Consider the following 21,374-nt stretch of genomic DNA (forward strand, 5'->3'; position numbering starts at 1 on the left):
TTTCGCGGCTGCCCCGAAGGCCGCACTAGTGAGAGGACTCAACCGTGAGTCGGAGGAACTGGGTGGCCCTGGCCGCCCCGCTGACGGCGGCGGCGCTCGCGCTGAGCGCGTGCGGCGGCTCGTCGGACGACCCGCAGGGGCAGGCCCCGCCCGCCGAGCAGGGGAGCTGGGACATCAACGAGGTGGACCCCGCCGCGCTGACCGACGGCGGCGAGCTCAAGTGGCCGGTGGACCAGTTGCCGGACAACTGGAACATGAACCACGTCAACGGTGCGCTGGTCGACGGCAAGCACATCCTCGACGCCATCATGCCGAAGCTGCACCTCGCCGACAAGGCGGGCAAGATCCAGGTGAACGGGGACTACCTGGAGTCCGCGACGCTGACCTCCCAGGACCCGCAGGTGGTCACCTACAAGCTCAACCCGCTAGCCAAGTGGAACGACGGGACGCCGTTCTCCTGGACGGACTTCGACGCCCAGGCCAAGGCGCTCAACGGGTCCAACACCGAGTTCTCGGTGGCGTCCACCACCGGCTATGAGGACATCGAGAAGGTCGAGCAGGGCGCGTCGGCGCAGGAGGTGAAGGTCACCTTCAAGCAGAAGTTCAGCGAGTGGACCTCCCTGTTCACCCCGCTCTACCCGGCGTCGCTGAACTCCACCCCCGCTGAGTTCAACACCGGCTGGCAGAGCGCGCCCAAGGTCACCGCGGGCGCGTTCAAGGTGGAGACGATCGACCAGACCGCGAAGCTGGTCACCCTGGTGCGCGACGACGCGTGGTGGGGCGCCAAGCCCAAGCTGGAGAAAATCACCTTCCGGGTGGTCGAGCGCGCCGCCCTGGCCGACTCGCTGGCCAGCGGTGCGATCGACTTCTACACCATCGGCTCCAGCGTCGACCTGTTCCAGCGGGCCAAGGCCATCACGGGCGCGACGGTGCGCCAAGCGCCGGGGAAGCAGTACAACCAGTTGACCTTCAACGGGGCCCCCACCTCCATCCTGGCCGACCGAGCGCTGCGGGTGGCCGTCTCCAAGGCCCTCGACCCGATGGTGTTCGCCAAGGGCATCCTGGGCCCGATCTCGACCGACCCCGAGCCGCTGGGCAACCACTTCTTCCTGACCGGCACCAGCAACTACCAGGACAACTCCGCCCCGGTGAAGGCGGACAAGGAAGCCGCTCGGGCCGACCTGGACAAGCTGGGGTGGAGGCTCGAGGGCGAGTTCCGCAAGAAGGACGGCAAGCAGCTCGACATCCGGCTGCTGGGCGGCGCGGGGAACCCGATCACCGAGCAGATCTCCAAGCTGACCCAGGCGCAGCTCAAGGAGGTCGGCGTCAACGTCGTCATCGACTTGGTGCCCGGCGCGACCTTCTTCAAGGAGTACGTGATGCCCGGCAACTTCGACATGGTGGGCCTGGCCTGGCAGCAGGACCCGTGGCCGATCAGCTCCTCGCGCGAGGTCTACTTCCTCGACCCGGACGCCAAGAAGCAGAACTTCGGTGCCATCGGCTCCGAGGAGATCAACGCCAAGCTCTTGGCGGCCAACGCCGAGTTCGACGACGCCAAGCGCGTCGCGCTGATCCAGGAGGCGGACAAGCTGATCTGGGCCGAGGGCCACCAGTTGCCGCTGTACCTGGTGCCCGGCACCAGGGCGGTCCGCTCGACGCTGGCCAACTTCGGCAGCTTCGGCGTGGCCGACCCGGACTACACCAAGATCGGCTTCACCGGCTGATGAGCCACACCACCGGACCGCGCGCGCTCCTCGGGGTGCGCGCGGTCCGGCACGTCGGCGCCAGGACGCTGGTGGTGCTCGCCGTCTGCGCGGTGGTGGCGCTGGTGTCCTGGCGCTCGTACGGGGCCGCTGCGGCTGAGCTGTCGGGGCTGACGGCCCGTGCGTCGGGGACCGTCGCGCCCCTGCGCCCCGGTGTCGTCCTGGCCACGTGGCCGGTCGAGGGACGGGAGGTGTCGGCGGAGGTCGCGATCGCCGTGCGCCCCCCGACCGGGCCCACCCCGGCCACCATCGCCTACTCCCCCGCCGACCCGACCCGGGCCGTGGTCCCCGGCGCGGCGCTGCTGGCCGACGCCGACCGCGCCGCGAGCGGGATCGCCTTCACCGCCGTCGTGGCGGGCCTGGTCGTCCTGGTCGACCTGTGGGCGCTGGGCAGCCGGTGGCTGGCCACCAGGGGCCCGGCGCGGCGGGTCCTGGTGCGGCGCGTCCGCGTCCAGCGGGGCCTGTTGACCCGCTCGTGGCTGGAGACCGAGTCCGGACCGGCCCGCTGGGTCCCGGTGCACTTCGACCCGGCCCTGGTCACGCTGCCGTCCCCCACCGAGGTGTCGGTGACCGGAACCCGCTGGACCTCGGTCCGCCTGCCCACCGGCGCGGTGCTGCACCCCTCCGGCCCCACCCGCGCCACCGAGCCCCGTGGCCGCCGCACCGACAACGCCACCACACCTGACCAGATCCCCCCGCCCTCGCACTGGCGCGCGTGGCGGGCAGACCTGGCCGCGGCTGCGCCCGCCCCGCTCGTCGGCTTGTTCTGGTCCTACTTGGACGCCAGCGGCTTCACCGGCTTCCTCGCGGCGACGGGCATCACCGGGGCGCTCGCGCTGTGGCTGTGGTCGGTGCGCGGTTCGGACCCGAGCTGAGCCCGGACCGTCCCTCCACATGCGACGAGGCCCCGGTCTGATCGACCGGGGCCTCGCGCGTTGTAGCGGGGACAGGATTTGAACCTGCGACCTCTGGGTTATGAGCCCAGCGAGCTACCGAGCTGCTCCACCCCGCGTTGGGTAAGACCAACTGTACACATCCCTGTCACCCCCGTTTCACAGGGGGGTCACTGAGGACGTCGACCCACGCGCCGGACCGCCAGTAGGCGCCTGCGTCCCTGGTCAGGAGCCCGGCATCGACCAGGTGGCGCCGCAGGGTCGCGTGGTCGCCGGGCGTCCCGTCGGTCCACGCCCGCAGCACCGCGTCCACCTCGCGCTCCGGAAACCGCTCCCCCGGGCTGAAACTCTGGGCGATGTGCTCGAGCACCAGCCGCCGCTTCCCGGCGGCAGCGGGCATCGCGGCCAGCTTCCCGTCCCGGAAGAAAGTCCGGATGACCGCCTCCTGGGCGGGATCGGCGTAGCCGTGGTCCTCCGGCTGCCGCGCCCCCGCCTGCGCCCTGGCGGCCTGCTTGAGCACGCCATCCCGCACGGAGAAACCGTCGGCCAACCCGGCCTCCCGCAGCTTGCCCAGGGCCTTCGCGGCGACCTTGGCGCCCAACCCGGTCCGGCGAACCACCTCGTCGAGGTCGCCCGCACCCAGCGCCAGAGCGGAGAACACCTTGAGCCGGTCCGGCTCCGCCAGCACCCGCACGACATCAGCAGCGTCCACGACCGGGACCCTAGCGGCTTGACCTCCATGTTGCTCGAGGTTTTACCGTCGGCGGCGCAAGCGGGACAACGGAGGGAACCCACGTGCGCACCAAAGTCGCAGTGATCATCGGCAGCGTCCGCGAGGGCCGGTTCGGCCCCGTCATCGCGGGCTGGTTCGCCGAGCTGGCCAAGGCCAGGGACGACGTCGAGGTCGAGGTCGCCGACGTCGCCGAGGGCCGCACGGCGTTCGCGGCCGCGGTGGGCCGGGCGGACGCGTTCGTGGTCGTGACGCCGGAGTACAACCACGGGTACCCGGGAGCGCTCAAGGAGGCCGTGGACTCGGTCCACGCGGCGTGGACGGCCAAGCCGGTCGCGTTGGTCACCTACGGCGGCATCTCCGGCGGCCTGCGGGCGGCCGAACAGCTCCGGCAGGTCTTCGCCAGCCTGCACGCCGTGACCATCCGGGAGACGGTGAGCTTCCGCGACGCGCACTCGCGGTTCACCCCGCAGGGCGTGCCGGTCGACCCGGGCGCGGACGAGGCGGCGGAGAAGCTGCTCACCCACCTGCTGTGGTGGGCCACCGCGCTGCGCACCGCCCGCGACGCCGCGCCGTACCCGGGGTGAACAAACACGTGCGGCCCGGTCCTCATGGACCGGGCCGCACGTGCAGTGGTAGCGGGGACAGGATTTGAACCTGCGACCTCTGGGTTATGAGCCCAGCGAGCTACCGAGCTGCTCCACCCCGCGTTGGTAAGAGCAACCATACACGGGTCGGAGCACCCCCTTCACGGGGGGTCGGTTCACCCTCCAGGAGTGGGCGGTGTCGACGGCGGCGCCGGGGTCTCGGTGCTGCCGCCTGCCTGGGCCTTCGCCTCGTCGTACCGCTTGGCGGCGGCGTCCAGCTCGGCCAGGGCCGCGCCCTGCGCGGTGAAGTCGCCGTCGCGCTGGGCGGTGCGCAGCTTCTCCAGCGCCGAGTTCAGCGCCGTCACGGCCGCGTCCATCTCCGGCGAGGCCCCGGTGCCACCGCCCGTGCTGGGCGGCGGGGCGGCGCCGGAGGACGGTGGCGTGCTCGGCGGCGTGGTGCCGCCGCCCGCGTCGCCGGGCTTGGTCGCGGCCTCGCCGGTGCCCGCGCCGAAGACCTCGTCGAGGGCCTCCTGGACGGTGGGCGCGAAGCCGACCCTGGACCCGAACGACACCAGCACCCGGGCGAGCTGCGGGAACGCGTTGACGTCCTTGCGCTGGATGTAGATGGGCTCGATGTAGAGCAGTCCGCCCGCCACCGGCAGCGTCAGCAGGTTGCCGAACTGCGGTGAGACGCTGGGGTTGTTGAACAGCGTCCGGTTCTCCGCCACCTCGGGTGTGGTCTGGAAGCGGTTCTGGACCTGGTTCGGGCCCTCCACCTGGGACGCCTCGGTGGGCAATCGGAGGACTCTGATCTTGCCGTAGTCCGCCGGGTCGGAGGAGACCGAGACCCACGAGGCGAGGAACTGCCGGTTGAGCAGGGTCAGCGCGCTGGTGATCTGGAAGGTCGCGCTGTCCTGCCCGGGGATCTGGGCGAGCACGTAGTACGGCGGCTGCTTGACCCCGCCGGTGTTGGTGCTCGCGGCCTGGCTGCCGCCCTCGACCGTCGGGTCGCTCGGGACGTTCCAGAAGGTCTTCTGGGAGAAGAACTCGTTGGAGTCCGAGACGTGGTAGCGCGACAGCAGCTCGCGCTGGACCTTGAACAGGTCCTCGGGGTAGCGGAAGTGCGCGCGCAGCGAGTCCGAGATCTCCGAGCTCGGCTTCACCGTGCCGGGGAACACGCCCTCCCACGCCTTGAGGACCGGGTCGTTGTCGTCGATCGAGAACAGGTCGACCGAGCCGTCGTAGGCATCGACGGTCGCCTTCACCGAGTTGCGGATGTAGCTGATCGTCTTGTCTTCCTGGCGGACGACGCCCGCCAGGGAGTCCGTGGTGGCCTCGCCCAGCGGGGTGCGCTGCGCGTAGGGGTAGTTCTCCAGCGTGGTGTAGCCGTCGATGATCCAGACGATCTTGCCGTCGACGACCGCCGGGTACGGGTCGCCGTCCACCGTCAGCCACGGCGCGACCTCGGCCACGCGGTCCCTCGGGTTGCGGTTGTACATGATCTTGGCGCCCTCGCCGATCTGCGAGGAGAACAAGATGTTGCGCTCGGCGTAGTTGGCCGCGAAGACGAGCTTGTTGAACAGGTTGTCGATGGGCACCCCGCCCTGGCCGTTGTAGGCGAAGGTCGTGTTCTGGGTGTCGTACTCCATCGGCGTGTCGCCGTTCTTGCCGCCGACGATCGCGTACTGGTCGGTGGCGAGCTCGCCGAAGTAGATGCGCGGCTGCTCGACGTTGAACGGGCCGGGGTTGCTCAGGTCGCCGACCTTGAACACCGGGTAGCCGCCCTGCTCGCCCGACTGGCCGCCCTGGTCGGCCGCGTCCTCCAGCGCCGAGTTGATCGTGTTCGCCGGCGCGGCGACGAAGCCGTTGCCGTGGGTGAACACCATGTGCCGGTTGATCCAGCCGCCCTGGGTCTCGGTGAGCCCGGCGGTGTTGATCTCACGCGCGGCGACGATGTAGTCCTGGGTCTTGCCGTTGACCGTGTAGCGGTCGATGTCGAGCTTCTCGGGGAACCCGTAGAAGTTCTCCCGGCCCTCGCGCTGGGTGAAGGTCGGGGCGAGGATGTTCGGGTCGAGCAGGCGCAGGTTCGAGATGGTGTTCAGGCTCGCCGGGTCGCTGCGGATCTTCGCCGGGTCGACCGAGCTGACGCCGGAGTAGTCCTCGGTCTCGACCTTGTCGTCGGTGAGGCCGAACGCCTGCCGGGTGGCGTCGATGTTGCGCTGGATCGACACGGCCTCCTTGGCGTTCTCGTTCGGGCGGACCGAGAACTGCTGCAGGACCTGCGGCCACGCCGCGCCGACCAGCACCCCGGAGAGCACCAGCAGCGCCGTGGCGATGGCCGGGAGCTGCAGGTTGCGCAGGAAGGCGCCCGCGAAGAACGCCACGGCGCAGAAGGCCGCGATGAACATCAGGATGAGCTTGGCGGGCAGCACCGCGTTGAGGTCGGTGTAGGTCGCGCCGCTGAACAGCGAGTTGCTGTCGGAGAACATCAGCTCGTAGCGCTCGAAGAAGTAGTCGACCGCGTACACGAGCACGAACACGCCCGCGGTGATCGATAGCTGCATGCGCGCCGAGGCGGCCAACTGGCCGCCCTTCCCGGCGAGCCGGATGCCGCCGAAGATGTAGTGGGTGATCAGCGCGCCGAAGAACGCGATGGCCACCGCCACGAACATCCAGTCGATCAGCCAGGTGATGAACGGCAGGGTGAAGGCGTAGAAGCCGATGTCGATGCCGAACTGCGGGTCGGTCACGCCGAATTCCGTGCCGTTGAGCAGCAGTTGGAACCGCTGCCAGTCACCCTGGGCCGCCGAACCGGCGATCAGGCCGACGGCGACGGGGATGCCGATGCCGAACAACCGCACCCGCTGCACGATGTTCGACCGGTACCGGGCCAGCGGGTCGTCCGCGCCCACGATGGGCACGAACACCGGCCGCGAGCGGTAGGCGATCCACAGGCTGATCGCGAGCAGGCCGCCCACGACGGCGCCAACGGTGAAGAACAGGCCGATCCGGGTCCACAGGACGGTGGTGAACACCGACCGGAACCCGACCTCCCCGAACCACAACCAGTTCACGTAGGTGCTGAGCAGCCGCGATCCCACCAGCAAGAGCAGGACGACGGCGGCTCCGATGATGAGCAGGGCACGGCTGCGACGGGACAGCTTCGGCAGGCCGATCGGGGGCCGAGTGGCCACGGGCACGCTCCAGAGTCGCTTACACAAGATCAACAGGGCTGGCCAGCAGCCGGCCCCGGTTGTTCAACTCTATTAGGGGTGGTTCAGGTTCCCGCGAGGGTGCCCGATATGCACGGATGTCCGCCCGCCCGGGGCTGCGAACTCGCCGGATCGGGTGATGGGCGAGGATGGCCCGGTGACCGAGCCCACCACCCCGGCGCCCGACGCCGCCCGCCTCGCCGCAGCCGCCCGCGAGGTCGAGGAATACGTGGCCGCGGGCGGCTGGGACCAGGCCCCGCAGCTTTTCGCGCTGGTCCCCACCGACCACCTCCTGCGCGAGCAGCCCGAGCTGGCCGACCGCCTGGACCCGACCGCCGCCCCGCTGACCCCCGTCGCCCAGGACCCCCTGGAGGGCGACCTCGGCGAGGCCTTGGCCGCCATCATGTGGCCCGAGGCCGTCGCGGGCTGCGCCCTCGCCCAGGAGATCGTCATGCTCCCCCCGGACGCCGAGGCGGAACTCCCCGACTCCGACGCCGACGCGATGGGCCGAGTGGCCGCCGCCCACCCCCAGGCCCGCGAGGCCCGCCTCATCGCCGCGGTCTCCCGAGACGGAGCCACCGCGTGCGTCCTGCGCCTGCGCACGACCAGCCCGGACCAGTTGGACGAGGTGGTGGAACACCCCGGCCTGGCCAAGAACCTGACCACAGCCCTGCTGGAGACCCTGCGCCCGTAGCTTTGCCGGGCAGGACCTCGCGCCTCACCCCAGCGGGGTGGACCACTTGAGGACTGTCGCGCCAGGGCAGACCTTCACCGCGACCTCCACGATCCTCCCGTCCACGAGCCACACGGTCCGGGTCACCTGCGTGACCACAGTCGGCGCTGACCCGGTCAAGCCGAGCTTGGCCCGCTCATCGTCGGTGGCCAACCGCGAGGTGACCTCCTCGAGCACACGGTCTTGCGCAGAGCCAAGACGCTGTGCGGCCAGCTCACGTGAGCCGCCCGTCGAGGTTGGCTCCGTCAGCTCCGGGGTGGCCTCGATCACCTCGGAGAGGTAGTACGAACTGGTCAAGTGCGCTGGCGCCCCGTCACGACTGACGACTCGCCGACGGACGAAGACCGGGTTCCCCGGCTCGACTTCGAGCCGAGCCGCCACGGCCTCGTCGGCACTGACAGTGCCAATCTCAACGATCTCGGACGACTCGTCAGCGGACAACGCACGCCCGGTCGCCGCCCAACCACGCACTCGGGAGCCGACCGCGCCTGCGCTGTCAGCAACCACGGTCCCTCCCCCGGTGGTAGCCCGCGTCAACCCCTCGGCCTTGAGCGCCGCGTATGCGCGGCTTGCTGTTTGCTGGGCCACGCCGAACTCGGCCATGACCTCCCGCAGGGTCGGCAACCGCTGACCAGGGAGCAGGGTTCCGGACTCGATCTGGCCACGGAAGTGAGCCGCTATGTCTGTGTATCCCGCCATGTCTTCTCCCCACACCGCCTGACTTGTCGCCGTCCTGCACCAGGGTAGATCAAGCCACCCTTACATCACCAGACTTAGTAGTGCAAACTGACCTGCAAACGCCCCTAGGTAGCTCATATGACACTTTGAGCTACCTAGAGATAGAGCAAATTCGTACTGACGTCGGGAAGGATGATTGTGATGGAGTTCGGCTTGGAGCGTCTTCGCGAGTGCGTGGCTGGCCTTGAGCAGCACTTGGACTACCACGGGGCGGACCTGGATGAGGCGCGGCCGGTCCTAGTGGACATGACCATGCGCGCACACCAGGCGTCGAACGTCGTGGTGCAGGTGCGGGGCGAGAGTTTCGGTGACACCTGCTCGCAGTTGCTGGCCTGGTGGAACTCCGTCGACCCGGGGGAGCTCATCGGCTTGACGGTGACCCGCTCCGGCAACAGCAGGTCCTTCGTCTTGCAGAGCGCGGGTCCGTTCGTCGGCGGCTTGGACGCGCAAGCGTGGGTGCGGATCGACGACATGCCCGCGCTGTTCCCTAGCCTTCAGCCCTACCAGGGCATCGAGGTCGGCGTGCGGGTGCTGCGCGGGCTCACCAGCCTGATCGATGACACCGTGGTGGAACCGGCATCCGTCGCGCACGACGCCGTGGAGCGAGTGATCGTGTTCACCGAGCACCTGCACCAGCATCCGCAACCCCTCGCCTCACCACGACGGGTCGTCGTCCGGGGCGAGCAGGACCACCCGATCACCGTCGACCTCGGCAAGATGAGCCTCAGCGACGGCTGCACCGTGCTGCTGAGCTGGCACGAACTGTTGACCGAGTCGAGGTTCACCGTCACCCGGACCCCGCACCTGGGGGGCCTGACCGTGGTGCTTGAAGGCGTGGCCCTGCACGCAGGCCCCTGCGAGGTGACGACCGGTGTGCCCGAGTCGCCCAAGGTCTTCGGCTCTGTGCCCGCTCACACGGGCAAGCCGGTCGGGGTCGAACTGGTCCGGGCGCTCTCGAACCAGGTCGTCGCGGCCACCTAGAAGGCGTCCCCTCAGCAGCCCTCGGTGGGCCGCCCGGCCTTGAGGTTCTCCAGCTGCGTGACAGCGTCCGTCAGGGTCCCGACCTTCAACAACTGCAAACCATCAGGCGTGGCCGCCCGGGCCTCATCGCAGTTGCCCTCCGGGACCAGGAACGTGGTCACCCCAGCCTCCCGAGCCCCCACGAGCTTGAACTGGATACCGCCGATCCGCCCCACGGTGCCCTCCGGGTCGATCTCCCCGGTCCCGGCGATGGTGTGCCCACCGGCCAGGTCGCCGGGGGTGAGGCGGTCCACGATGGCCAGGGAGAACATCAACCCAGCCGACGGCCCGCCCACGTTCTCCAGCGAGATCGAGGTCGTGAACGGGACATCGGGCTGGTCAGCGGGGCCGAGGCCGAGGAAGCCCTCCGACCGCTCCTGCGCGCCGAAGTCCGACGCCTTGCCCAGCGTGATCGAGGTCGTCGTGTCCACGCCCTCGCGCTTGAAGCTGATCGAGACCGAGTCGCCGGGCTTGGTGCCCGCCAGCGCGCCGCGCACCTGCGCGGCGGTGGAGATGGGGGTGCCGTTGACGGTCAGCAACTGGTCGCCGGGCTCGAGCACCTTGTCGGCGGGGGCGCCCGCGGTGATCTGCGCGGCGATGACCTGGGTCGGGTAGCGCAGGTAGCGCAGAGCGGCGGTCTCGGCGTTGCTCTGCGAGTCCTGGAAGAGCTTGGTGTTCTGCTTGGTGATGTCCTCCTCGGTCTCGCCGGGGCGGAAGTACTCCTCGCGGGGGGCGAGCGCGTAGCGGCCGCTCACCCACAGCCCCATGGCGCCGAAGAGGGTGACCTCGTCGTTCACCGACACCGTCGTCATCCGCAACTGGCCGGTGGTCGGGTAGGTCTGCTCGCCGTCCACCGCGACGATCTGCACGTCCTCGATCGAGCCCAGCGTGTCGTAGGTGGGCCCGGGGCCCAGCGAGACGTAGGGGATCGGCACGAACAGCCCGGCGATGAGGAACACCAGCGTGAGCAGGGTGCCGATGACCACGGTCCAGCCGCGCCGGGTCAGCCCGCGGGCCGGTCGCGGCTGCTCGGGCGCGGGCTGCGTGGCGGGGGCGTCCGGTGTAGTGCTCACGGCGCCACAGCCTACGTGCGTTCACGCAGAGCGGATCACCGGACAGCGCGGGGCCGCCCGCGCCGCGTACCGTGGACCCATGAGCGAGTTCAAGTTCGGCTTCGGCGCGCCGGACCCCGATGACCGGGACGAGGACGGCAACCCCAAGCCCTCCGGCGGCGGCCAGGAGAACCCCTTCGACGGTTTCGGCCAGCTCGGCCAGATGCTCAGCCAGCTCGGGCAGATGCTCTCGCAGGCGGGCTCCGGCGGCGGCGGCGGTCCGGTCAACTACGACCTGGCCAAGCAGATCGCCGTGCAGCGCCTGTCCGGCCAGGTGGGCTTCGTCGCCCCGGCCGAGTCGGCCAAGGCGGTCACCGACGCGGTGCACCTGGCCGAGATGTGGCTGGACCCGGCCACGACCCTGCCCGCGGGCGCCACCAGCACCCAGGCGTGGACCGCGCGGGACTGGGTCGAGCACACGCTGCCGACCTGGCAGCGGCTGTGCGACCCGGTGGCCCGCCGGATGTCCGGCGCGTGGGTCGACGCCCTGCCCGCCGAGGCCAAGGCGCAGGCCGGTCCGCTGCTGGCCATGGTCGGCCAGATGGGCGGCATGGCCTTCGGCTCGCAGCTCGGCGGCGCGCTGGCGCAGCTCGCCGCGGAGGTGCTGACCTCGACCGACATCGGCCTGCCGCTGGGCCCGGCCAACACCGCGGCCCTGCTCCCGGCCAACATCGAGGAGTTCACCAAGGGGCTGGAGCTGCCCGCCAGCGAGGTGATGGTGTTCCTCGCCGCGCGCGAGGCCGCCCACCACCGCCTGTTCGCCGGGGTGCCGTGGCTGCGGCAGCGGCTGCTGGCCTCGGTGGAGGAGTTCGCCAGCGGCATCAAGGTCGACACCGCCGCGCTGGAGCAGCTCGCCACCCAGGTCGACCCGTCGAACCCGGAGACCATCGAGCAGGCCATGCGCTCGGGGGTGCTGGAGCCGGAGACCACCCCGGAGCAGAAGCAGGCCCTGGCCCGGTTGGAGACCCTGCTGGCCCTGGTCGAGGGCTGGGTCGACGTGGTCGTGGGCGACGCGGTGACCGACCGGCTGCCCGGCGCCAACGCGCTGCGCGAGACGCTGCGCCGCCGCCGCGCCTCCGGCGGGCCCGCCGAGCAGACCTTCGCCACCCTCGTGGGCCTGGAGCTGCGCCCGCGCAAGCTGCGCGCCGCGGCGTCGCTGTGGCGGCTGGTCACCGACCAGAACGGCCTCGACGCCCGGGACGCCCTGTGGGCCCACCCCGACCTGATGCCCACCGCCGAGGACCTCGACGACCCGATGGCGTTCGCCGACCGCGTCGGCTCCGGGACGGCCATCGAGGACGACCCGATCGCCCAGCTCAAGCGCACCGAGCAGTCGGCGGCGGCCAAGGAGGCCGAGCGCGAGGCCAAGGCCAACGCCCCCGACGGCGAGGACGGCGCCGAGGACGAGGGTCCCGAGGACGGCGGCAGGGCCTGACCCGGCCCGGCTCGACCGGGCACCACTCGCTCAGCGGACGCCGCGCCCACCTGGTTGAACGAGCCAGGGGCGCGGCGTCCGCGCGTCAGTCCACCGACAACCCCCAGCCCGCGGCGGCGGACAGCCCCTCCAGGAAGCCCATGGCCCGGTCGGTGCGCGGGTAGGCCTGCACCAGCTCCCAGAACTCCGGCCCGTGCCCTGGCTCGATCAGGTGCGCCAACTCGTGCACCAGCACGTAGTCCAGCACCCAGGCGGGCACCTGCTTGAGGTGCTCGGAGACCCGGATCGTCCGGTCGACCGGGGTGCACGAGGCCCACCGGGTGCGCATGGGCGGCACCCAGCGCACGGCGGCGGGCTCGCACCGGCCGTCGAAGTACCGGTCCGAGAGCTCGACGCACCGGGCCAGCAGGGTGGCGTCGGAGGTGCGCGAGGGCCCCCGGCGCTTGGTGTCGCTGCGCAGCAGCCTGCGCTCCATCTCCCGCACCCAGTGCGCCTCCTCCTTCTTGGAGAGCCTGGCGGGGATCAGGACTATGAGGGTGTTCCCCTCGCGGTATGCGGTGACGGTGCGGGTTCGTCGCTTGCTCCTGCGCACCTCGACTTCGGCCACGGCGCAACCGTAAACCGCGACACCGACACTCCGGGAGGACCGACGGGGTGTGACGCTCGCCTGTGGACAACTTTTCCCACCATTCGGCGGAATCCGGCACTCTCGCAGCTATGCGAGCACCCCTGCGGACACCCCCGCACCCGCCCCTGCGCCGCCCCCGGCTGCGGCCGGGGCTGCCCCTGCTGCGCCGTCGCGCAGGCGAGGTCCAGATCGGCCTCGAGCCCGGTCTCGCGACGGTGGTCGACGGGGTGCCGCCCGCCGTCCTCGACGCGCTCGACGACCTCGCGGGCGCGCACACCGCGGCCGGGTTGCTGCGCCGGGCGGGCCCGCACCGGGCCGAGATGGCCGAGCTGCTGGCCGGCCTGGCCGGTCGCGGGCTGCTGGAGGACGCCGCGGGCCCCGTGCAGGCGTCCGAGCTGGCCGCCGACGCCGCGCACGCGGCCACCCGGCAGACCGCGGGACTGTCCACCCGCGCCGCGGCGGGGGTGCTCGTGCGCGGCGACGGGCGGATCGCGGTCGCGGTGGGGCGGCTGCTCGCCGAGTCGGGGGTGGGCCACGTCCGGGTCGTGGCCCGGGGCCGGGTCGAGCCCGCCGACCTGGGCACCGGGTTGCGCAGGCGCGACATCGGCCTGCCGCGCGCGGAGGCCGCCTGCGGCGTGGTGGCGCGCGCGAGCGACAGCGTGCGCACGCACGGCTTCCACGGCCGGTCACCTGACCTGGTGGTGCTCGCCGACGCCCCGGTGCCCGACCCGGCGGTGCTGGCCTGCCTGCGCGCCCCGCACCTGCCGGTGTCGGCCGCGCAGGGCGTCGGGGTGGTGGGGCCGCTGGTGCTGCCCGGCCGCACGGCCTGCCTGCGCTGCCTGGACCTGCACCGGACCGCGGGGGACGCCTGTTGGCCGGTGGTGGCCGCGCAGGTCGCCGGGCGGGCGGTGCCCGCCGACCTGGCCACGGTGCACGCCGCGGCGGCGCTGGCGGTGGCGCAAACCCTTGCGGCGCTGCGCGGGCCGACCGGTGTCGGCGGTGTCGCACTGCGGGTCGACCCGGCTGCGGGGACCCTGACGAGACAGGCCTGGCCGCCGCACCCAGAGTGCGGGTGCGGGGCGGGGCGCGCGATTGGCGGTTGATGACAAGTGTTCACGTCCGGAGACTGGGCGCGGGGTGAGAACCTGGATCCGGTGGGGAGAATCCCCACGAATCCCGGTTCGGCCGGGGATAGCCGTGTGCCGCGGCGGCGGAAGAGGGGACAATCGTCTGGTGAATGACATGCCACGCAAGACCGTCGCCAGGACCGCGCGGCTGGCCAGCATCCCGCTCGGGGTCGCGGGCCGGACCGTGGGCGGCTGGGGCAAGCGGTTGGCCGGGCAGACCGCGGACCAGGTCAGCGCCGAGATGTCGGCGCGGACCGCGGAGCAGTTGTTCGCCGTCCTCGGCCAGCTCAAGGGCGGTGCGATGAAGTTCGGCCAGGCGCTGTCGGTGTTCGAGGCCGCGGTGCCCGACGAGCTCGCCGAGCCCTACCGGGAGGCGCTGACCAAGCTGCAGTCGGCCGCGCCGCCGATGAGCACGGCGACCACGCACCGGGTGCTGGCCCAGCAGTTGGGCAACGGGTGGGCGTCCCGGTTCGCCGAGTTCGACGACACCCCGGCCGCGGCGGCGAGCATCGGCCAGGTGCACCGGGCGGTGTGGCACGACGGGCGCGTGGTGGCGGTCAAGGTGCAGTACCCGGGCGCCGACGAGGCCCTGCGGTCGGACCTGCGGCAGCTCCAGCGGTTCAGCAAGCTCTTCCAGCCCTTCGCCCCCGGCCTGGACGTCAAGCCGTTGCTGCAGGAGCTGGCGGACCGGATGACCGAGGAGCTGGACTACCGGGCCGAGGCCGCCAACCAGCGCGCCTTCGCCAAGGCCTTCGCCGGGGACGCGCAGGTGCTGGTGCCCAGGGTGGTGGCCAGCGCGCCCAAGGTGACGATCACCGAGTGGGTCGACGGGCGCCCGCTGGCCTCGATCATCAAGGAGGGCACGCAGTCCGAGCGCGACGAGGCGGGCAGGCTGCTGGCCGAGTTCCACTTCTCCTCGCCGACCCGCGTCGGCCTGCTGCACTCCGACCCGCACCCGGGCAACTTCATGCTCACCCCGGACGGGCGGCTGTGCGTGATCGACTTCGGGGCCATCGCCCGGCTGCCCGAGGGCCTGCCGCGCCCGCTCGGGGTGATGACCCGGCTGGCCGTCGACGGCAAGTCCGAGGAACTGGCCGCCCAGATGCGCGCGGACGGCTTCATCCGCGAGGGCATGAAGCTCGACCCCGAGGACGTCCTGGGCTACCTGGCCCCGTTCGCCGAGCCCGCCGCCAGCGAGGTCTTCCACTTCTCCCGCCGCTGGATGCAGCGCCAGGCCTGGCGCGTCGGCGACGTGAAGGGGCAGGACTTCAAGACCGGCCGCTCGCTGAACCTGCCGCCGCAGTACCTGCTGATCCAGCGGGTGACGGCGGGCGCGACGGGCATCCTGTGCCAGCTCGGCGCCCGGGTGGGCATGCGGGAGATCATCTCCCACTGGCAGCCGGGCTTCGCCGACGACGACGGCTGAGCGGACCGGGGCTCAGCCACCCCCGCCGCCGTCCCCGCCGCCGGAGCTCGAGGACGCGACGGCGACCAGGACGGCCTGGTTGACCTGGGCCACCGCCTTGCGCACCGCCTCGCTGGCCCAATCGCCGTCGGCCAGTTCCTTGGCCCGCCTCTTGGCGGCCTTCTTGTCCCGCACGTCGAGGACGCGGGGCAGCACGTCGAGGGCGTGCAGGAGGGTGATCAACGCCCCGGAGTGGTGGTCGGGCTCGGCGCCCGCGAGGACGGCGTCGAGGCGGGCGCGGACCTGGGCCTCGTGGTCGGCGTCGCGCGGGAAGACCCGGGTGGTGGGGATCAGGCCGAGGACCTTCCTGCTCTCCTCGCGCACCAGCCCCCGGACGACCAGGCTCGCGGTGATCTCGGCGCGCAGGCCCTTGGCCAGCTTCGCCAGCACCGGGCCGGGCTCGCGGCCCTCCCACTCGGCGATCCGGGCGTAGCAGCCGCGCAGGACCTGGTGCTCGGGCGGGGAGCCGGGGCGGCGCACGACGCGGCCCTTCTTGGCGGGCGCGCCCTCCCCCGCGACGTCGACGAGGCCGAGCCCGGCCAACTCGACCAGGACGGCGCCCGCCAGGCCCGTGTCCACCTGGGTGCCCGCGGGTTTGACCCGGCCGGACTCGTCGTCGAGCAGGAGCAGCAGCAGGTCCTCGGCGATCAGCACGCGCCTGACCGTATCGGGGTCACCAGTGCTCGGCAGGCAGTTTGCCCTCGATCGCGCGGACGTTGTCCCTGGCGCACGGGCCGCACAGCCAGCGCGGCGCGCCGTCCTGGGCGTCCTTGGCCCAGGCCAGGGCGGCGAGGGCGGGCTCGGCGGAGCGCGCCCGCCCGCACAGCGCGCAGAACTGGTCGGCGCCGGTCACAGCTTGCGCAGGCCCGCGAGCACGCGGCCCATGAACTCCAGGTCGTTGGCGGCGCCGTCGGCGCGCTGGTGGACGCTGACGGCCTGGGCCTCGGCGAGGTCGCTGATCAGCACCCGCGCGACGCCTAGCGGGAGCTTCATCAGGGCGGACACCTCGGCCACCGACCGCGGGGTGGCGCACAGGTCGACGACCGCCCGGTGCTCCCAGGAGGTGGCGCGCTCGGCGGAGACGGTGGAGACCAGGGCCTCGAGGGCCAGGTCTGAGCGGGTGTGCGTGCGACCGCGGGTCCAGGCGTAGGGGCGGACGAGGGTGTGCTGCTCGGGGCGGGTCGTCCACGCCTCGTCGCTGACCGGCTCCGGGGACCACGGCCGGACCGGGTCGACCGGGGCCAGGACCGGGGAGGGTGCGGCGAACAGCTCGTCGAGGTCGTCTTCGGTCGTCGAGTCGACGGGCTCCTCGACGGCGGCGCGCCCGCGCTTGCGGGCGGAGCCGCCGAACCGGGCGCCGACGCGGCCGATCGCGGAGTCCGGTCTCGGCTCGTCCGGCTGCGGGTCCACGGGGTCGGGCTCCCCGGCGGCGAGCCGCCACTGACCGCGGGGCCCGAACCGGGCGCCGGTGCGGCCCACCTCGGGCGAGGACCCGCGTCTTGCGCTCACGCCACTGGCGTCCTGCGCGAATTGCACCACCATGAGCCCCAACGCGTCGGGTACAGGGGACAACACCCTATGCCCGCCCCGCCAGGCACGCGGTGACAACACTGTTTCCATCCAGTATCCCACCCTAACGGCGAACGCCCGCCACCGATGAGGTGGCGGGCGTCACACGGGGTAGTGGGTGGGTTCGGGCTGTCGGATCAGGGCAGCGGGTCAGAGGATGGCGGTGAGGTGCGCGGCGCGCTTGGCCGCCCACTTCGACACGCGCTGCCAGCGCCTCGCGGCGCTCAGCCGGCGGACCAGGTGGCGGGCTCGCGCCACCTGGTCCGCCTCGCGCATTCGTGATCTGGCGAGGTTTTCGTGGAGCAACATCTCCGTGGGACCTTCCGGCTTGAAGGTGTACATCGGGTCCCTGAGCTGGGCGTTCATGCGGCTACCCCGTTCTTGGTCGCGCGCTCGGCCGCCTCGCGGGCGAGGTCGGCCTTGCGCGGGCGGCCACGCGGCCGCTTGCGGGCGATCACGACGCCGCGCTCGAAGATCTCGCCGCCCCAGACACCCCAGGGCTCGTGCCTGGCCAGCGCGGAGGCCAGGCAGGCCGCGCGGACGGGGCAGTCGCCGCAGAGGTCCTTGGCGCGCTCGAGGTCGGCGGGCGCGTCGGCGAACCACAGGTCGGGGTTGTCGGCGGACCGGCAGGGCAGCGCCAAGCCCGCGGACGGCGCCGCGTCCAGCAGCTCACTGACCCCTGACGTCTGCGAGAGCAGGTCGGACAGGTCTCCGCCGGGCAGCGGAGTGGTGGTCGACATGGTCGAGAAACTCCTGACTGGGAAGAAAACCGGTTGTGGTCAAAAACAAAGGCCGCGTACTCCGGTGTCGGAGTCCGCGGCCTCTGGGCCAGGAGCTTGCGCTGAGCGCTAAGTCCTCCGGCCCGACACAACGGACAGGACACGCGGGAAGCCGCCATCAGCGACCAGACCGGTGTTGTTGGAGAGAACGGTGGTGTGTGCGGTGTGTGCGACGGACGCCCCCAGAGCGGCCACACGCTCACGACGAGCCTGGAGGGTTTCCAGGTCGCCCCCATGAACAGACAGAGCGGACTTCGGGGTGGCGCTGCCACCCATGACCGACATGCCGCCGACGCACGCGCCCGTGGCGCGCTTTCCGGCGGTGGGCCAGCCGACGACCGGCGTGCCGAGGACGCGCACAGCGGTGTGCGGGACCGACTCCGGGAACAGGTGGCAGGTCGGGGTCCACTGCTCGATCGAGACCTTGGTCTCCGGGAACTTGAACTCCACGCTGTCCACCTCCACTCCTTCGTCGGCCGCCGGATGTCAGTCCGACAGCGGTGCTTCCCCGGGCGTTCTTCCTCCCGGACACATGCAGGTTATTGGGCCTCGCAGAGGCCGTGCAACCTATTTTCCACAACTTCGAGTGACGCCAGTCACACGACCTTCGATCAGTCCCCGCCGGTGATTATCGACAGCACCTCGGACCCGAACTTGTCCAGTTTCGAGGCCCCGATCCCGGAGATAGCCACGAGAGCGGCCCGATCCGCCGGACGTTGTTCGGCAATCGCCAAAAGTGTGGCGTCGGTGAAGATGACGTACGCGGGCACGCGCAGCGCCTTGGACCGCTCCACCCGCCACTCGCGCAGCCGGTCCAGCAGCCCCTCGTCCAGGTCGGCCGGGCAGTCCGCGCACCGGCCCAGCTTGACCGGCATGATCCCGTGGAGCTGGCATCCGCACACCCGGCAGAACCGCGGCGCGTCCACCCCGCGCGCCCCGGCCTCCCGCTGCCGCAGCGGCACCCGCGCGGTCGGGTCGTTCTGCGGGATGAGCCCGTAGAGGAACCTGCTGCGCCGCCGGTACCGCTTGCCGCCCTCCGCGCGCGCCAGCGCCCACGACAACGACAGGTGCACCCGCGCGCGGGTCACCCCCACGTAGAGCAGCCTGCGCTCCTCCTCGATCGCCGCGTTGTCCCCGTCGGCGTGCTGGATCGGCATGGTCCCGTCGACCAGGCCGACCAGGAACACCGCGTCCCACTCCAGGCCCTTGGCCGCGTGCAGCGACGCCAGCGTGACGCCCTCGACCGTCGGCGGGTGCTGGGCCTGCGCCCGCTGCTCCAGCTCGGCGGCGTAGCGGGCCAGGTCCGCGCCCCGCTCGGCCGCCACCAGCTCCTCGGCCAGCTCGACCAGCGCCAGCAGCGAGTCCCACTTCTCGCGCAGCCTCCCGCCCGCGGGCGGCTCGTCGCTCAGCCCCAGCGGCGCCAGCAGCGACCGGACCAGCGCGGGCAGCTCCCCCCGCGGGTTCGCCACCGCCGCCGTGCGGATCGCGGCCACCGCTTGGCGCACCTCGGAGCGCTGGAAGAACCGCTCGCCGCCGCGGACCAGGTACGGGATCTCCAGCTTGGCCAGCGCCTGCTCGTACACCTCCGACTGGGCGTTCACCCGGTAGAGGACGGCGATCTCGCTGAGCGCGACCCCCTCGTCGACCAGCTCCTTGATCCGCGCGGCCACCGCGGCGGCCTCGGTCGGCTCGTCGTCGTGCTCGGTGAACCGCGGCCGGGGACCGGGCGGGCGCTGGCCGATCAGCCGCAACCGGGACCCGGCGGGCCGGTCGCGCGCGGCGCCGATGACCTGGTTGGCCAGCGACACCACCTCCGGCGTCGAGCGGTAGTCGCGCTCCAGGCGGACCACCGTGGCGTCGGGGAAGCGGCGGGTGAACTCCAGCAGCGGCCGGGCCGAGGCGCCCGCGAAGGAGTAGATGGTCTGGTTGGCGTCACCCACCACGGTCAGGTCGTCGCGCTGGCCCAGCCACGCGTCGAGCACCCGCTGCTGCAGCGGCGTGACGTCCTGGTACTCGTCGACGACGAAGCACCGGTACCGGTCGCGGAACTCCTCGGCGACCTCGCCGTGCTCCTCCAGCGCGGCGGCCGTGTGCAGCAGCAGGTCGTCGAAGTCGAGCATCCGCGCCTGGTTCTTGAGCTCCTCGTACCCGGCGTAGACCTTCGCCACCAGCTCCGGCGCCGTGGGGGCGTCGCGGCGCGAGCGGGCGGCGGCCGCCGGGTAGTCCTGCGGCGCCACCAGCGACGCCTTCGCCCACTCGATCTCGCCCGCGAGGTCGCGCAGCGTCTCCCGCTCCGTGCTCGTGCCCACCCGGTGCGCGGCCTGGCCGACCAGGCGCAGCTTGCCGTCGAGCAGCTCCCACGGGCTGTCGCCGACGACCCTGGGCCAGAAGTAGCGCAACTGCCGCAGCGCCGAGGCGTGGAACGTGCGGGCCTGCGCGCCCGGCACCCCGGCCGCGCGCAGCCGGGTCCGCATCTCCCCCGCCGCCCGCGCGGTGAAGGTGACCGCGAGGACCTGACCGGCGGAGACGTGGCCCGCCGAGACCAGCGCCGCGATGCGGCTGACGATGGTGCGCGTCTTGCCGGTGCCCGCCCCGGCCAGCACGCACACCGGGCCCCGGGGGGCGCGCACGGCGGCGAGTTGCTCGGGGTCGAGCCCGGCCAGCAGGTCGTCGCGTCCTCGGTCGCTGGCCATGCCCGCATCCTCGCAGAGCGCGGCTCGTGTGCGCGGGAGGGCGCACCGTATCCTGGGAGCATGGCGGATAAGCAGGACAAGGCGGCCGCGAAGGAAGCCAAGGCGGCGCGCAAGGCCGCGTCGAAGGCCAAGCGCGGGCAGATCTGGCAGGCCTTCCAGATGCAGCGCAAGGAGGACAAGGCCCTCCTGCCGTGGATGGTGGGCTCGTTCCTCGTGGTGGCGGGCGTCGTGTTCGTCATCGGCCTGCTCATCGGCATCGAGTGGTTCCTGCTGCCGGTCGGCATCGCCTTCGGCCTGCTCGCCGCTGTGATCATCTTCGGCCGACGGGTGCAGCGCAACGTCTACGGCAAGGCCGACGGCCAGCCCGGCGCCGCGGCGTGGGCGCTGGAGAACCTGCGCGGCCGCTGGAAGGTCACCCCCGCCGTCGCGGGCACCACCCAGCTCGACGCCGTGCACCGGGTCCTGGGCCGCCCCGGCGTCGTCCTGGTCGCCGAGGGCGCCCCGCACCGGGTCAAGACGCTGCTCGCCCAGGAGAAGAAGCGCGTCGCGCGCGTCATCGGCGACAAGACGCCGATCTACGACGTGTTCGTCGGCAACGAGGAGGGCCAGATCCCGCTGGCCAAGCTGCAGCGGCACCTGATGAAGCTGCCCAACAACCTGCGCCCCGCCGAGATCGACGGCGTGGAGAAGCGGATGGCCGCCCTGGCCAGCCGGGGCGCGGCACTGCCCAAGGGCCCGATGCCGCAGGGCGCGAAGATGCGCAGCGTGCAGCGCACCATGCGCAGGCGCTGACCCCCGCCAGACACCGCCGCCGAGCAGCCGACCGGAATCTTCCGGTCGGCTGTTCCGCGTTCCACGGCCGGACGAGATCACCACGCCCGGGCGAAAGC

General features: G+C 71.9%; 21 protein-coding genes and 2 tRNA genes. 9 read left to right on the forward strand and 14 right to left on the reverse strand.

Annotated features, from left to right (window positions below):
- The first annotated feature begins 44 nt into the window (after positions 1-44).
- Together GCL84_RS05180 and GCL84_RS05185 are read left to right on the forward strand one after the other, a co-directional pair.
- A complete protein-coding gene (locus GCL84_RS05180; RefSeq protein ID WP_156754199.1) occupies positions 45-1,724 on the forward strand; it encodes an ABC transporter family substrate-binding protein in 1,680 nt (559 codons plus the stop codon).
- On the forward strand, positions 1,724-2,638 hold the full coding sequence (locus GCL84_RS05185; protein ID WP_156754200.1) for a hypothetical protein: 915 nt from the start codon (positions 1,724-1,726) through the stop codon (positions 2,636-2,638). Before GCL84_RS05180 ends, GCL84_RS05185 begins: the two co-directional genes overlap by 1 nt.
- 63 nt (positions 2,639-2,701) lie before the next feature.
- On the opposite strand, the gene GCL84_RS05190 is transcribed toward GCL84_RS05185, so the two are convergent.
- Both GCL84_RS05190 and GCL84_RS05195 read right to left on the reverse strand, forming a co-directional pair.
- Positions 2,702-2,775 (reverse strand) — tRNA-Met (locus tag GCL84_RS05190).
- A gap of 29 nt (positions 2,776-2,804) precedes the next feature.
- Positions 2,805-3,368, reverse strand: a complete 564-nt coding sequence (locus tag GCL84_RS05195) for a DUF2087 domain-containing protein (RefSeq protein ID WP_156754201.1) — start codon at positions 3,366-3,368, stop codon at positions 2,805-2,807.
- An 83-nt stretch (positions 3,369-3,451) separates the two neighbouring features.
- Here GCL84_RS05195 and GCL84_RS05200 point away from each other — a divergent pair, with 83 nt between their 5' ends.
- Positions 3,452-3,973, forward strand: coding sequence for an NADPH-dependent FMN reductase (locus GCL84_RS05200; RefSeq protein WP_156754202.1), 522 nt, complete (start codon positions 3,452-3,454; stop codon positions 3,971-3,973).
- A 46-nt stretch (positions 3,974-4,019) separates the two neighbouring features.
- Here GCL84_RS05200 and GCL84_RS05205 read toward each other — a convergent pair.
- Both GCL84_RS05205 and GCL84_RS05210 read right to left on the reverse strand, forming a co-directional pair.
- A tRNA-Met gene (locus GCL84_RS05205) sits at positions 4,020-4,096 on the reverse strand.
- 53 nt (positions 4,097-4,149) lie between these two features.
- On the reverse strand, positions 4,150-7,167 hold the full coding sequence (locus GCL84_RS05210; protein WP_156754203.1) for a UPF0182 family protein: 3,018 nt from the start codon (positions 7,165-7,167) through the stop codon (positions 4,150-4,152).
- Between the two features lie 157 nt (positions 7,168-7,324).
- Here GCL84_RS05210 and GCL84_RS05215 point away from each other — a divergent pair, with 157 nt between their 5' ends.
- The gene (locus GCL84_RS05215; RefSeq protein WP_156754204.1) at positions 7,325-7,879 is read left to right on the forward strand and encodes a PPA1309 family protein; all 555 of its coding nucleotides are present in this window, start codon (positions 7,325-7,327) and stop codon (positions 7,877-7,879) included.
- A gap of 24 nt (positions 7,880-7,903) precedes the next feature.
- Here GCL84_RS05215 and GCL84_RS05220 read toward each other — a convergent pair whose 3' ends face one another.
- A complete protein-coding gene (locus tag GCL84_RS05220) occupies positions 7,904-8,617 on the reverse strand; it encodes a GntR family transcriptional regulator (protein WP_156754205.1) in 714 nt (237 codons plus the stop codon).
- 180 nt (positions 8,618-8,797) lie between these two features.
- Between GCL84_RS05220 and GCL84_RS05225 the strand changes: the two genes are divergently transcribed.
- Positions 8,798-9,637, forward strand: coding sequence for a hypothetical protein (locus GCL84_RS05225; RefSeq protein WP_156754206.1), 840 nt, complete (start codon positions 8,798-8,800; stop codon positions 9,635-9,637).
- Positions 9,638-9,648: 11 nt separating this feature from the next.
- On the opposite strand, the gene GCL84_RS05230 is transcribed toward GCL84_RS05225, so the two are convergent.
- Positions 9,649-10,749, reverse strand: coding sequence for a YlbL family protein (locus GCL84_RS05230; RefSeq protein WP_156754207.1), 1,101 nt, complete (start codon positions 10,747-10,749; stop codon positions 9,649-9,651).
- Positions 10,750-10,828: 79 nt separating this feature from the next.
- Between GCL84_RS05230 and GCL84_RS05235 the strand changes: the two genes are divergently transcribed.
- Entirely contained in the window at positions 10,829-12,223 is a 1,395-nt protein-coding gene (locus GCL84_RS05235) for a zinc-dependent metalloprotease (protein WP_156754208.1), read from the forward strand.
- Positions 12,224-12,308: 85 nt separating this feature from the next.
- On the opposite strand, the gene GCL84_RS05240 is transcribed toward GCL84_RS05235, so the two are convergent.
- Positions 12,309-12,815: a M48 family metallopeptidase gene (locus GCL84_RS05240; protein WP_156754228.1), complete on the reverse strand. Its 507-nt coding sequence runs from the start codon at positions 12,813-12,815 to the stop codon at positions 12,309-12,311.
- A gap of 125 nt (positions 12,816-12,940) precedes the next feature.
- Here GCL84_RS05240 and GCL84_RS05245 point away from each other — a divergent pair, with 125 nt between their 5' ends.
- Entirely contained in the window at positions 12,941-13,954 is a 1,014-nt protein-coding gene (locus tag GCL84_RS05245) for a TOMM precursor leader peptide-binding protein (protein WP_156754209.1), read from the forward strand.
- A 139-nt stretch (positions 13,955-14,093) separates the two neighbouring features.
- A complete protein-coding gene (locus tag GCL84_RS05250; protein WP_156754229.1) occupies positions 14,094-15,404 on the forward strand; it encodes an ABC1 kinase family protein in 1,311 nt (436 codons plus the stop codon).
- A gap of 12 nt (positions 15,405-15,416) precedes the next feature.
- On the opposite strand, the gene GCL84_RS05255 is transcribed toward GCL84_RS05250, so the two are convergent.
- The 7 genes from GCL84_RS05255 to GCL84_RS05285 all read right to left on the reverse strand — a co-directional run bounded on the left by GCL84_RS05255 (position 15,417) and on the right by GCL84_RS05285 (position 20,484).
- On the reverse strand, positions 15,417-16,097 hold the full coding sequence (locus GCL84_RS05255) for a GOLPH3/VPS74 family protein (protein WP_197523028.1): 681 nt from the start codon (positions 16,095-16,097) through the stop codon (positions 15,417-15,419).
- A 19-nt stretch (positions 16,098-16,116) separates the two neighbouring features.
- The gene (locus GCL84_RS05260) at positions 16,117-16,296 is read right to left on the reverse strand and encodes a hypothetical protein (RefSeq protein WP_156754211.1); all 180 of its coding nucleotides are present in this window, start codon (positions 16,294-16,296) and stop codon (positions 16,117-16,119) included.
- On the reverse strand, positions 16,293-16,952 hold the full coding sequence (locus GCL84_RS05265; protein WP_197523029.1) for a DUF742 domain-containing protein: 660 nt from the start codon (positions 16,950-16,952) through the stop codon (positions 16,293-16,295). The genes GCL84_RS05260 and GCL84_RS05265 overlap by 4 nt, the downstream gene beginning before the upstream one ends.
- A 210-nt stretch (positions 16,953-17,162) precedes the next feature.
- Positions 17,163-17,378 (reverse strand): hypothetical protein, encoded by a 216-nt coding sequence (locus tag GCL84_RS05270; RefSeq protein WP_156754213.1) that lies wholly within the window; start codon positions 17,376-17,378, stop codon positions 17,163-17,165.
- Positions 17,375-17,752: a WhiB family transcriptional regulator gene (locus GCL84_RS05275; protein ID WP_156754214.1), complete on the reverse strand. Its 378-nt coding sequence runs from the start codon at positions 17,750-17,752 to the stop codon at positions 17,375-17,377. Before GCL84_RS05275 ends, GCL84_RS05270 begins: the two co-directional genes overlap by 4 nt.
- 108 nt (positions 17,753-17,860) lie before the next feature.
- Positions 17,861-18,250, reverse strand: coding sequence for a hypothetical protein (locus GCL84_RS05280; protein WP_156754215.1), 390 nt, complete (start codon positions 18,248-18,250; stop codon positions 17,861-17,863).
- A 152-nt stretch (positions 18,251-18,402) separates the two neighbouring features.
- Positions 18,403-20,484: an ATP-dependent DNA helicase UvrD2 gene (locus GCL84_RS05285; protein ID WP_156754216.1), complete on the reverse strand. Its 2,082-nt coding sequence runs from the start codon at positions 20,482-20,484 to the stop codon at positions 18,403-18,405.
- 60 nt (positions 20,485-20,544) lie between these two features.
- Between GCL84_RS05285 and GCL84_RS05290 the strand changes: the two genes are divergently transcribed.
- A complete protein-coding gene (locus tag GCL84_RS05290; protein WP_156754217.1) occupies positions 20,545-21,276 on the forward strand; it encodes a DUF4191 domain-containing protein in 732 nt (243 codons plus the stop codon).
- The last annotated feature ends 98 nt before the right edge of the window (positions 21,277-21,374 follow it).

It is taken from the genome of Actinokineospora pegani, from assembly GCF_009745975.1.
Taxonomy (GTDB): domain Bacteria; phylum Actinomycetota; class Actinomycetes; order Mycobacteriales; family Pseudonocardiaceae; genus Actinokineospora; species Actinokineospora pegani.